Source organism: Bifidobacterium sp. LH_449 (assembly GCF_056356755.1).
Window position 1 is genome coordinate 1 of sequence record NZ_JBKEUV010000001.1, and the last position, 13,083, is coordinate 13,083.

Annotated in this window: 8 protein-coding genes; 5 read left to right on the plus strand and 3 right to left on the minus strand. The window is 56.7% G+C overall.

The genetic code is table 11. The features are described 5' to 3' along the window. Positions 1–599: 599 nt before the first annotated feature. The gene (locus AC1AX7_RS00005) at positions 600–2,192 is read right to left on the minus strand and encodes a type ISP restriction/modification enzyme (protein ID WP_476508069.1); all 1,593 of its coding nucleotides are present in this window, start codon (positions 2,190–2,192) and stop codon (positions 600–602) included. A gap of 1,325 nt (positions 2,193–3,517) precedes the next feature. On the opposite strand from AC1AX7_RS00005, the gene AC1AX7_RS00010 reads away from it, so the two are divergent. Next, complete coding sequence (locus AC1AX7_RS00010; RefSeq protein ID WP_002584949.1) at positions 3,518–4,738, plus strand: MFS transporter; 1,221 nt, start codon at positions 3,518–3,520, stop codon at positions 4,736–4,738. A gap of 181 nt (positions 4,739–4,919) precedes the next feature. Here the strand turns inward: AC1AX7_RS00010 and AC1AX7_RS00015 are convergent, their stop codons facing one another. After that, on the minus strand, positions 4,920–8,129 hold the full coding sequence (locus tag AC1AX7_RS00015; protein WP_476508070.1) for a restriction endonuclease: 3,210 nt from the start codon (positions 8,127–8,129) through the stop codon (positions 4,920–4,922). A 197-nt stretch (positions 8,130–8,326) separates the two neighbouring features. After that, positions 8,327–8,740 (minus strand): hypothetical protein, encoded by a 414-nt coding sequence (locus AC1AX7_RS00020; protein WP_476508071.1) that lies wholly within the window; start codon positions 8,738–8,740, stop codon positions 8,327–8,329. Positions 8,741–8,846: 106 nt separating this feature from the next. Between AC1AX7_RS00020 and AC1AX7_RS00025 the strand changes: the two genes are divergently transcribed. From AC1AX7_RS00025 to AC1AX7_RS00040, 4 genes are all read left to right on the plus strand, one after another. After that, a complete protein-coding gene (locus AC1AX7_RS00025; protein WP_476508072.1) occupies positions 8,847–9,791 on the plus strand; it encodes a hypothetical protein in 945 nt (314 codons plus the stop codon). 300 nt (positions 9,792–10,091) lie between these two features. Next, positions 10,092–11,102 carry a bifunctional DNA primase/polymerase gene (locus AC1AX7_RS00030; protein WP_476508073.1) on the plus strand — a complete coding sequence of 337 codons (1,011 nt, stop codon included), beginning with the start codon at positions 10,092–10,094 and terminating at the stop codon, positions 11,100–11,102. Continuing rightward, a complete protein-coding gene (locus AC1AX7_RS00035) occupies positions 11,099–12,685 on the plus strand; it encodes a hypothetical protein (RefSeq protein WP_476508074.1) in 1,587 nt (528 codons plus the stop codon). Before AC1AX7_RS00030 ends, AC1AX7_RS00035 begins: the two co-directional genes overlap by 4 nt. 84 nt (positions 12,686–12,769) lie before the next feature. Then, the gene (locus tag AC1AX7_RS00040) at positions 12,770–13,060 is read left to right on the plus strand and encodes a hypothetical protein (protein WP_476508075.1); all 291 of its coding nucleotides are present in this window, start codon (positions 12,770–12,772) and stop codon (positions 13,058–13,060) included. Positions 13,061–13,083 lie beyond the last annotated feature (23 nt).

Sequence of the window (13,083 nt, forward strand, 5' to 3'; positions counted from 1 at the left end):
GAGTGAACATTCCGTTTTTCATGTCACGGGCTCCTTTCGTGCCCGCCGGCCTTGGTTCCGATTCCGGTTTATTCACGGTTTCGGAACATGTGTACGGAATGTGGGGTACACCTCATATCGATGGTTGAATCGCCTCGCATACGATCGATCCGTCGCGTTGAGGGGGGGGGGGCACCTTTGTCCATCAATGTACCCGAAATGTGCCCGATGTGTTTGCACCCGAAAAATAGGGTGTCGAAAATCGTTGATTTTCCGCCCTTCTTGTCGGGCTGACAGGATTTGAACCTGCGACATCCTGCTATAACGGGTGGTTTTTGCGCTGTTTTGCACTGTCATGCGTTAACCACCTTTTTGGCTATTTTCCAACGTTTTCCAGCGATTCTAACTTTGCGTAGGGACACGCTGTTTCGCGCTGTTGAGGATAGCAATGTACCCGATTCGTACCCGATTTTGACGCATGGAATGATCCATTTTATAGTCGTCGGACTGTAGGAAAAACCCACATATTACGCGGCTGGCTACGACCGCAACGGCCGCAGCCAGCACCTTATGACACTACAAAGCGCCATATCGCAAAAGCACGGGAATGCCGCACAATCTCAGCGGTTCCACACTTCCGGCCAGCTCGCCGTCCTACCGATCTCATCCAGCTTCGGCAACCCGTTGACGATGTCGATGGTTTCCACGCTGACACGGATGACCTTCTCGACGAGGTCGACGATGTAGCGCGGATCGTCCGAGTACTCGTTCGGATCGTTGACGATGCCGCTCTTCTCGTCCTTGGTGACCTTGTAGCGGTCGATCAGCCAGCCGATGGCGGTCTTGCCGTTCACCACATATTCGTAGGCGCGTGGCGGAATGTTCTCGATAATCAGGTTTTCGGCGACCTGAAGCGCGGTCAGGTCGGGAACCTTCTTGCCGGTTTCCGGATCCTTGATCTTACGCGGATACGTCAATTTGATGGTACGTCCCGGATTGGCGGAATCGCCGACCTCGGTGACCTCCCACGGTTTGACCTTCTCGTAATCCACGTGCAGTTTCGCCAGCTTGCGGCCGGCCTGCTCGAACGCCTTGAAGTTGCGCGCGAGCGGGATGCGAGGCAGTTCCTTCTGAAGATTGTTCGCGAAGCGCGTACGGTATTCGTTGCTGTGCAGGATGCCGTACACGTAGTAGAAGATGTCCTCCTTGGTGATGTCCAACGAGGGATACGCCTCCTGGAACACTTTCAACCCGGCGTCGGTGATGGCGTCATGGCGAACCCAATGTCTTGCATTGTTTGAAATGTCGTCATTCGAACGAATCCGGAGCATCCCCTGTTGTGGCCCTTCGACGAAGAGACCGTCATCAAGAGTTCCCATATCCTGATACTCAGAATCGGTTAAGTCCTCTTCTTCGTACCAATACAGGGGGAAGCACTGCGAGGTACTCTGCATATGCAGATCAGGAACACAGTTCGTCATCAGACACGAATATTCTCGACCTGAGGCAGGACCCACCATACAGATTTCAAGATTCTTTATCTCAGGATATGGGAATAATCTCGGTTGAAGATAGACACAGTTATTGAACTGCTGGTCCATGTACTGCCATTGCTTAAAGAACGGACGATACAAGGCCTTCCGGATATGAGAAGAATCGTATGCCGCATCATACAGATGTGTGATATCCGAATAAAGCTCTCGTGTCCATTTGATCCGCGTCTCATCGGAAGTCAGGAATGCTTTCACATCGACAGTCTTGTCTGACTTTTTCCATCGTGCCAGCTCTGATCTATATGTCGCCACCATCAATTCGGCATTACCGCACAACCGTTCACGATTCGAGTTATAACACCAAGCATCACGGTTGGTTTTCACTCCTGCCGACCAAGTGGCAAACAAACCGTTCGGGGTCTTTTTCGTCCCATCCTGTACGCCGAGTGGTATGAACTCATTAAACGAGTCGTCTCGCTGGTCCAACCAGTCGCCGTGCTTGTCCGGCTGGAGAATCACCCATTCGGGATCACGCTCATTGATGTTGATTAAAACATGCAGCTTGTCGTCTCGAGTTAGTGATTTACCAACATCACAATAGTGAATCACCCCGTGTTCTGTTGACTTCGGATTCTTCACCAACAATGAGATTGCAATTGGCGATTTAGAACTATTGGCAAAAATATTGTCGCCTTCTTCATCCAACTGCTGCTTAGACAAACGTCGGAATTCTTTGTTGCCTCTTAAATCGAAAACATAAATGGAATTGAACTCCTTAACAAAGGTTTTCCTAACGCCAACCCCAGAATTGCCTTTCAGCCATCCTGCACCGGAAACGAAACAAACAATGCCGGAATCTCCGATACGGTCGGACGCCCAGCGGAACGCACGAATGTAATGGTTGTATAGGGAGTTGTTGAGCGTGGCATCGGATTGCGCGACATACGTGTCTTCGATGCGCCGATCTAGGTCCGGGTATTTCGTGTTCTGATTAGGTCAGTTTACAAGGAACTACACGCAGACCGTGAAACGGGCTGCTGACAACAAACGGCGCTATGCTCCCGGCTGGGTGCATAGCACCTGTTTGTTGCGGGGGTTTCCAAAGGGGGCAGCGCCCCATTTGGCACACGACTTTGCGGAGCAAAGTGTAGTGTGTTATACGCTCTGTCGGCGTTGCCCTGAAAATACCGTTGCCGCCGGGGAGGGCAAGGGCATTTGACGCGGCAGGAAAGCAGGGCTTTGTTTGGGGCTGGTAAGCCGGAAACAAAGGGCTGATTTCAGCAGCAGACAGGGCGTATTATGAAAGCCCCCGTCCCTCGTCCTCCGCCCCCGGCCTATGGGACAAAAAGTCCCAAAGCTCTGGACACCGTGACCAGATGTGTGGCCACACTCCGGGAAAAGTAGCAGGACGGCAGGAAACCGTCAAGGCTGAAATGAATGGGCTGACGCCCGGCCTTGACCGTTCCCCGCCGCCCCGCTGGATGGGTGGACAAGGTGGCCAATCCCTAAAAGTGTTTGGCCGCACTCGTTCATTTTGGGGCCTTTCTTCTCCCAAAATTGAAATGGGCGGGAAAGCCCTAAAATGGCTTTCCCGCCTTGATTACCCATTAGCAAAGACGGGCGAGACTGTCAACGGCGGCGCTGAAAGCGCCGTTCATCTTGACCGTTGACTGGCTCGCCTGGCTTTGCTACTGCCCGTAAGAGATGGAAAAACAAGATGGAAAACAAGGTTAAAAATGGTTGACAAGTCTATCGGATGTGTGTTATACTGTGCGACAGTTTGAGATTGGAAGGAGGCTTACGTGTGTTAATTTGTGTACGCTAATAAGCAATAAAAAGTAGAAGTACCTTTCCACATGATGGTGGGCTTTTTTTGCGTGCGTATGCAAAGGAACACGTAGGTTTGACACGAGCAGTCTTTGAACTGTATCGTGGTGTTTTTTCGTGCTTTGTTGTTATGCAGGCGTCTGCCCTCTCTGTGGGACAACGCCTGCTTTTTATTGCAGAAACAAAGGAACAATGCAATAAAAAAGGAGGTTCGCATTATGACCCAAAACAACAATTCATGGAGAAAAACTTATTTTACACTTCTTGCCGGACAAGCAATATCCTTTATTAGCAGCGGTATTTTGCAAATGGCCATTATCTTTTATTTGGTTGCGAAAACTAATTCTGCAATCATATTGACGGCAGCAACACTGATTGGATTTTTGCCGCAAGCCTGTTTAGGCCCGTTTGCAGGTGCTTTTGTTGACCGGCACAGCCGTAAAAGCGTAATGATTGGTGCGGATTTGATAATTGCCGCCGCTGGCGGTATTCTGGCGCTGGTGGCGTTTTACATGGAATTGCCCGTATGGTCTATTATGGTTGTCCTGTTAATCCGAAGTGCGGGAACTGCTTTTCATTCTCCAGCATTCAGCGCAGCAACACCTATGATTGTGCCAAAAGAGGAACTTACAAAATGCGCTGGTTACACGCAGACCATGCAAGCAGTAAGTGCGATTATCAGTCCAGCTGCCGCAGCGTTTTTATATGCTGTTTGGCCTCTTAATGCAATTATATTGTTAGATATTGTGGGTGCAATCCTTGCCTGTGTGACTGTTGCGATTTCGTCCATACCAACGCCTGAACTATGTCCAGAAACGAAAAGACAACAGTTTTTACAGGATATGAAAGAGGGGTATGTGGTATTAAAGCAAAACAGGGGCCTCTTTGCTCTGCTCTGGATTGGTGTAATTTATATGTTCTTTTATATGCCAATCAGTACGCTTTTTCCTCTCATCTGTATGTCATACTTCAAAGGAACACCGGCCCATGCCTCTGCCGCTGAAATTGCTTTTGCGGTTGGTATGCTGCTTGGCGGAGTCATTCTGAGCATTTGGGGCGGTTTTAAGAAACGGCGGTACACCATCGGTCTTTCCGTTCTCCTGATGGGCGTTAGCAATATGCTCTCCGGGCTTTTGCCGCCAGACGCATTTCTTGTCTTTGTTGTGTGCTGTACTGTTATGGGAATTTCCGCTCCATTTTACGGTGTGCAAAATGCGATTTTTCAAGAAACGGTCAAACCAGAATATCTGGGGAGAGTTTTTTCTCTACTGACAAGCGCCGCTTCCCTCGCCATGCCGTTTGGCCTTGTCATTTCCGGGCCTCTGGCGGAGCGGCTGGGAGTTGAGAAATGGTTTGTCATTTGCGGAATTGGCATTATCATCGTTGCGCTTGCCGTATTTTTACTACCCGGTTTGAGAGAGATTGACAATACGCAATAATCAACTGCACCTTTTTCTATTACTAAACAAAATGCCTGGATGGTGGTTCTGAAAAACCAGAACCGCCGTTCAGGCATTTTTTATCTTCGTCCTCTCTGCGGTTTTGGATTCTTCAGCAAGTCGGATTTTTCCGCAATCTTTTTCAGCCACTTCCGTTCTTCTACTGACAGCTTCCTAAAATTCAGCTTGAGCCGTTTGCAGATAAACGCCAAGTACGCTTGTTCCGTGTCGCTGTCCTGGCTGACGATTTCACCAGCAGTTTACCGGTGTTGTTGATGTCTCCGGCACGGTATGGAGGATTGCCGACAATCACCTGGATGGGGGTCTCCTGCTGGCGGACGAGACGTTCGACGTTTTCCTCGAACACGCTGTCCGTGAAACCGTTCGCGGCATCCTTCATCTTGAACGTATCGGTCAGCAGGGCACCCGGGAACGGGATGTAGTCGCCGCCCATACGCTTGTGATACGACTGCTCGATGTTCACGTCCATGATCATCGCCGCCAACGGCACGATCTCGTTGGAATGCAGGTCATTCACATACTTGTATGGCAGGTCTTTACCGTCGATGAGCGTCTCGTCCTCGATGAGACGGCATAGATAGGTGCCCGTGCCGGCGAAACCGTCCAATACGTGCACGTCGCGGTCGCCGAGATTCTGTCCGAACTCGCGTTGCAGGACTCGTTGGACCATATGCAATTGGGCGTCCACCACCTCGACCGGCGTGTAGACGATGCCCAGTTCCGCCGCCATGTCACGGAACGCGATCGAGAAGAAATCATTGTAGATCTCCTTGATCAGATTCTGCCGGGCCGTATCCGACACGACCTGGGCCGCGCAGGTACGTACCGACGCATACAGGTCGTCCAGCCGGCTGTCGCCCAAACCGCGCGGCAATCCGGCCTTGTACAGGCTTTCGAGCGCGCGTTCCATGCCCTTGACGATGGGGTTGTTGCCGATGACGGTCGGATTATCGAACAGGGATTCGAAGATCGGGCGCGTGACCTCGTGCTGGGCGAGGACGCTGACCGCCTCCTCCTGCGTATAGTTCTCATTCAGACTATTACGCAGGCTCTTGAGGAACCGGCCGAACTCCTTTTCGGCCGCGCCATTGGAGACCAGTTCATGGATTCTTGCCGCCCTGGCCGCGGTGATGTCGGCCACGTCGCGCGTCCATTCGCCCCAGTAGATCTTGGTACCGCACTTGCGTACGATCTGAGCCGTGATGGATTCCGCCAGCTCGCGCAGATCATCAAGTCGCAGCTCGCCCTGCTCAGGCGACGGTTTTTTATCAGTATCATCATCCCCGGGATTCGGCTTCCGCTGTTCCGGATCACCGATACGATTATCGGGCTTTTTCCTCTTGCGGTCGACGATGCGGCTTTCGTCGAGCACTTCGACCTCGACGATATGGCTCAATGCCTCCGCGTCGCCCAACGCGGCCGCGTTGATCTTGGCTTCCAAACGTTCATCGTGGCCGCGCAGCGCGTTGACGACCTGCCAAACGATCTGGTATTCCGGGCTGTTGGCCAGACTGACGGTCGGGTCCATGCCCTTGGGCACGAAGATCGGCAGGATGATGTACCCGTACTCCTTGCCTGGGGCCTTGCGCATCACACGGCCGACGGACTGGATGATATCGGTACGCGACTTGCGGCTGCTCAGATAGATGATAGCGTCCAATGCGGGCACGTCGATGCCTTCGGCCAGACAACGCGCGTTCGACAGGATATGGCAGGCGCCGTCGTCCTCGGCCAGGTCGGCGAGCTTGCCTGCACGCGTGACCGCGTCCATGCCGCCATCGACATGATCCACCTCGAAGGTGATGTTGCCGGCCTCGTCCATGAGGGCCTTGCGCTCCTCCTCGTTCTCATCACCCAACGCGGCCGTGTACGCGTTGATGACGTTCTGGAATTCGTTGCTCAACTGTTTCGACGCTTTGATGCTCGCGGCGAACGCGATCGAATGATGCAGAAGACGGCCCGCATCCTCATCCCCTTCGAATCGCGCGTGGCGGCCCACGCCCTTGAGGTCGCTGGCGTGCCGACGGTCGAACAGGGCCTTCCAGATACCGACGAATTTGGCCTGATCATCGACCTTGATCTCCGCGCTTCCTGTGATTTCGGCGAGACGCTGCTGCATGCTCGCGGGAATCATGCTCTCACTGATCTGCATGACCACGATCTTGTAGTCGGTCAGGATACCCTTCTCCACGGCCTTGCCGAAACCGAGCTTGTAGCACAAGCGGCCGTACGTGTCCACGTCATCCATGCTGGCGACGGCGACCGCTCCCATAGTCTCCGCCTTGGTCTTCGCGCCCGTATCGTAGATGCGCGGCGTGGCCGTCATATACACGCGCTTGCGCGCATGCAGGAAATCATTGTCGTGAACCTTTTGGAAAGCGCCTTCCTCCTTGACCATGCCCGTGGTGCGGTGCGCCTCGTCGCAGATCACCAGATCGAAATCGGGCAGGCCCAGCTCCTGCGCCTTGGCGACCACGTCGATCGACTGGTACGTGCTGAACACCACGTTCAACGCGTCCTCGCGCTGTTTGAAGCGTTCCGCGATCGTATACGCGTTCGTGGTCGCCGGATAGGGGATGTCGGACAGTTGCCCATAGCTTTCGTCCACGACCTTGGAGGCCTTGCCGTCCGAGCAGACGACATACGTGTTGATCCTGCCGCGCACCTGGTTGACCCAGCTGCGCATGGTCTGCGATACCAAACTGATCGAGGGAGCGAGGAACAGGACCGTGCCGCCCGGGCACAGTTCCTCCGACAAACGCAACGACGTCAATGTCTTGCCGGTGCCGCACGCCATGACCGCCAATGCACGGTCATGATCCTTCAATTCCTTTTTGATGGCGTCGATGGCCTCACGCTGGTAGTCGCGAGGCTCGTAGATGACACGGCCCGCACCAACGCCCGCGCCGGTGAACGGCGACCAGTCGATATTGGCGTTACGGATCCAATCCAAGTCGATGCGCACGATGTCGCGATCGGCATGCTCGCTGATATAGCTTTCCAGATTATGGCTGATCGACGGGGCGGTGTCCGCGATGATGTAATGCTTGTACCGCGCGTCGGCCATGGCCGTCATGAAGAACGTGCTCACGTCCAGATTCGACAGCTGTTTGGAATAGCATTTCGCCTGGATCGCCCAATACTCGCCGTCCATGTCCTGGGCGACCAAATCGATGCCCGTGTCCTGACGGCCGGGATTCAACGCTTCCGGCGCGTCATCCCACATCCACACGTTCGCGAAACGTTCGGACCATGCCGGATCATGCTGCAGGAAATACTGGACCGCCCGCTCCCAACGCGTGCCCTGCTGCCGCAGATCGGCCGAATCGGAAACGATCTGATCAAACACCTCATCAACGGTCGTAACCATACGCACGACATCCTTTCACCCCGGGCGACACTGTTCCTCTCTCAACTGTACCGAATCACAGTCGAAAACCATTCGGAGACAAGCCCGAATGACGGACAATTCATCTTGAAAAGGATATCGGGATATGGGCGGGCCAATGATAGCGCTCTGCGACTTCCACAAAAGCGACGGCGGAGCAGCAGTCCCCGGCAATACGCTCAGCAATACACGCCTTGTTTCCGTGCCTCGGAGCGCAGCGACGCAGTGATGCAGTCACGCGTGATATCAAGCGCGCGAGGGTCCAGATCCTCCCTGTCGCACATCTGCATCATCACACTGATCGGATAATCCGTCACGGACGGCATGATTTGAGTCAAAGCCGCAAAATACGGGCCACAGCCGACCGCCTGCATCACCGAAACCGTGTGGTCGTAAAACCGCCACAGGCGGTCATCCGCCTCCGCCTGCTCCCGAGCGGACAGGCCATCCGGCAAATCGACAAAGCGTCGCGGCACGTCAAACATCATGATCCCATCCAACCCGACCTCGGCCAGATCGGTCAGCTCGCTGTCTGACGGCGGGTCGGGCAGGGACATGATGATGCGACGGGCGATATCGTCGGGCATGGTCATGATGACATCCTTTCAATGTGTGTGCTACTGGGCATATGCATCCCTCTATGCAGCGGAAAGGAACGGGCCTTGTATAATCCGCGGGCCAATCGGATACCATGACGCTATGGCCAACAATCCGTATCTCCGGCGGAAAAAACAGCCGGACGCAGTGCGGGAAGGGAACCGCGAAAAAGTACTCCGACTGACAGCCCTGCTGCAGCCCTACGCCGAACCCGCGAAAAGCCGGGGCAAAGCCCGGCCGGTGAACGGGTCACTGATACTCAAAGGCGTCGACCAGATGCAGATACGCACCGTCAAGGATCCCGGCAGGCATTGCGAGGAATACGTAGACGGGGAAACGGTGTACGCGGCGGTTAGCACCGACGTACGAACCCTGGTCACGGACGACGGCGAAATCCCAATCAATGGGTCGAAACCGAAAAGGAAACAGAAGAAGGACCATGGGCGCAGGGCGTTGGTCATCAACCGGACGACAGTCGCGGCCATATCGGCGGGACACCCGATCATCAGACTCAACCGGCTGCTCGCGGAACGGGGCTACCGCCTTCTGGTCGAATGCCGAAGGGGACGCGTCGCGCCGGACAGGCTGATCATGGTGCCCGACTGCGATGACCGGATAGACGCACTGTCGGATCTGATAGACCGGTACGGATGGCCGGTGGACGCCGACAAGGCCATCGACCACCTGACATGGAGGGACAAGGCGGATCAGGCCGTGGCTGCAGGACGCGGGACGGAACTGTTCTTTCCGAGCCGGTCGCTGCTGTCGCCTTTCATCATGGCGCACCCGGAATGGGAGGGATACTGCGTCATCAAAGCGGCGGACAACGGACCCCGGAACCTGCCGCGAATGCAGGTCTTCGACGCGTACGGGGAGTACATCTGCACGGTCGGGCCCAGACGGCGCAAGGCATACTTCCTGCTGCGTCGGATTCCTCGGACGGCGCATCCCAAGGCCGTGATCCACACCGTCAAGGCGAAGGAGGGCGTCGTCCCGGGCACAGCCCTATACATCTACGTCCCGTTCCCCTCGCGGAATGCGGGTTAGCTTTTCCTTGCTCTGCCGTGTTCCTCCCCTCTTCCGCCCATATCGTCTTCTTCCAAGCCTTCTTGGTTGTGTAAAAGCTTCCGCTTACCCGCAAAAACAGCAGATATCGTTGCAATGAAGCCGATTCTTCCTGCGGGTATCCCCGTTTGCGGATACCCGCACCTCCCCGCATGCACAATTTCATCACTCTTTGTACAGCATCCGTTTACCTTGTGGTTGCCGTTTGCACGAAAAAAAGCGAAACGGGGACGCATATAGGCAGGCGAGGAGAGAAGGTCTCTCCAGCAAGGAGCGCACATCATGTGCCAGACGATATCGGACCCGTTCGCCGCCGCAGCCCGGAACTACCGTGACAAGGATTGGCTGCAGACTATCCCCTGCGACGGGAAGACGCCCCTGGTGCGCGGCTACCACGGGCGGAAGAAGAAGCTCGTGACCAACCTCGACATCAACCGATGGCTGTACACCCCGAAGCTCGCCGCCGCGAACATCGGCGTGGTCATGCCCACCTTCGGGCGCGTCAGCGTGATCGGCTTGGACGTGGACAAGCCGTCGGAGCACAAGGCCGAGGGCGACGGCGCCGCGACATTGGCAGGATTGGAGGCCGAACTGGGGGCCCTGCCCCCGACGTGGACCAACGGCCACGGCGACCCGACGTCCCCATACCGGCACCGCTTCTATCGCGTCAAGGACATGGAACGGGTGTCTCAGCTCGGCCCCGGCGTGGACCTGCTGACGCCGTGGAATCGGTACGCCATCGTATGGCCGTCCGTCCATAGGTCGGGCGAGACGTACGAGTGGGCCGACCCCGACGGGCACGTCTGCGGGATCCCCGACCCGAAGCGGCTGCCGATGATGCCGGACGCGTGGCGTGATCGGATACTGCGCAACGCCAAGAGCGCGCTGCCGATGACGGACCTACCTCACGTGGAGGACCTGTCCGACTGGCAGGCCCGGCTGGACGCCGACCGGAACCAGCCATGCCCGTACATGCAGGCCGTCATACGGCGATGGTATCGGGATCCATACTGCGGGTGCAGCAGCCGTCATGACGGGCTGCTCCACCTGTACCACGGGATGCTGGCGGGCGAAGCCCGCGGGCATGTCGGGGCGACGCTGATGGCCGGACGGATAGCCCATGATTTTGCGACGCTCGTGTCGGACCGGTCCGATGCGGCGACCGCATTGCGCGAGGCCTACGGCATGTGGACCTGGGTGCAGCATCATGTGCTGCCGCCGAGGCCCGGCTACGGGGATCCGTGCAACCCGTTCGCCGGCATGCCTTTTGCTCTGCAGGAGGTGGCGGCATGATGCTGAAAGTGCCTCAGCCGACGATGTCGGCCGCCGAAATCTACCAGACCATCTCGCAGCAGTATGGGTTCGCACACGACACGCGAAACAAATCAACCATCTACAAGATAGACAAGGCGACGCATGTTGCCGAACCCTTCTCGCCGGACCGGAGCGACAATCTCTATCATCGGACCATGGTTGCGATCTCCCAGACGCAGGACCCCGTGACCGGCATGCTGTACGCCACGCCGTCCGGCTCGAAAATCCTTTCGGCCTTCAGCTTCGGCATGGTCGAAGCCGAACGTTGCGGCATCGTGCCGGCCGCCCGTAGCTACCGTCGCGACGGCGACGTGTGGTTGGACCTGGGCAAAGATGACGGCACCGCACTGCACATTTCGGCCGGCCGCGTCGAAATCGGACGGGTGCCGGATGGTCTCATCTGGCTGCGCGACGAATCATGCGCCGCCATCGATGTTCCGGCCGACATCCTTGACACCCCATCAAAAACCTTGCTTGGGGAATGCATGCGCATGTGGGGGCAGGACGCCGACGTGGTGGCCCAGCTGCTGTCCGCAGCCGCACATCGCATCCTGCATCCGACGGACGCCGGATCCCAACAGCCCATCATCCTCATCGAAGGACCGGCGGGAGCCGGCAAGACCGTGCTGTCGTTGATGTATCAGGATCTCGTCGACCCCAAGACCTCACGCGAGGAGGTGGCGGCCGGAACCCTCGACCCGGAGTCCGTCCGCATGAGCGCCTCCCGCATGTCCGTCCTGGTGCTCGGCAACGCCACCCGGATCACGCAGGTCCTGTCAGACCTCCTGTGCGTAATCGCCACGAAGGGATCCGAAACAGCCCGAAAGCTGTACTCCCAAACCGACGTCGTCCGGTGGTATCTGATCGCACAGATCGTCCTGACCGGCATCTCACTGGGACGTCTGAACGGAGACCTTGTCACGAGACTCCTCCACGTGACCCTGTCCCCCCGCTCCAGCGATGCGACGATGACCGACGCGGGATTATGGACAGCTTGGGACCACATATTGCCAACACTCCGCGCGGCATTGTGGCGTCTATGCGCCGATGTACTGCAGTCCGAGCAGGATAATTGCATCTCCCTGGCCGGCATGCCCGGGCGTCTCCGTGATTTTGAGACCACCATGCGCCGTGTCGACCGTATCCTGGGGACGCACGCCGAGCGATCCTGGCTGGATATGTTGGACGATGACCAGCAGCTACAGCAGTCGGATGATCCGATAGTCATGGCGATCATCGACCAGTGGGACTCCATCCGCGACCGGACGCTGACGTGCGAGGAGCTCTTCGACCTCCTCTCCCCGGCATTTGATCGCATTAATGCCGGCGATGCCGGGACTCAACGCTTGTCTCCAAGATCGCCTCGAGCATTGGCGCAGAACATGAACCGGGTTCTGCCGGCGTTGCAGGCATTACGAATCCAGATCATGCAGAATAAGGACGCCCATCGCAAGGTCAAGACATGGCGGTTGAGCCTGCCCGAGGGCGTGGCGCTTCCGGATTCGCCGATCCGCCAGTCCGTCCGAAGATCACCGTACGCCGGTATGGATTACGCCGCATAGTCACACGTCGTGGAGACGGCATACCGCCGTCCCCGTCAACCCGAGGAGGACAACATGCGTCGAATACCAGTGGATCTAGGGGCGATGGGCGACATGCGCTATGTGCAATCGGAGACCCGCACCACGCCGGATGGCGCGATAGTGATGCGCGACGGCCTGCCCGTGCAACGTGTCAGCGTGCTCGTAAGGCCTCGCGGCGACAAGCCGGAGGTGATCGATATCAACATACCCAGCGCCGCCCCGATCAGCATGGATGACAATGCCAAGGTGCGGATCGATGACCTGACCGCGATGCCATGGTCCACTGATGGACGGTCGGGTATCAGCTGGTCCGCTGCCGGGATCAACCAGATCGGAGGTGCGCCAAAACCGTAAGCAGCCACCGGAGAGCAATTCAA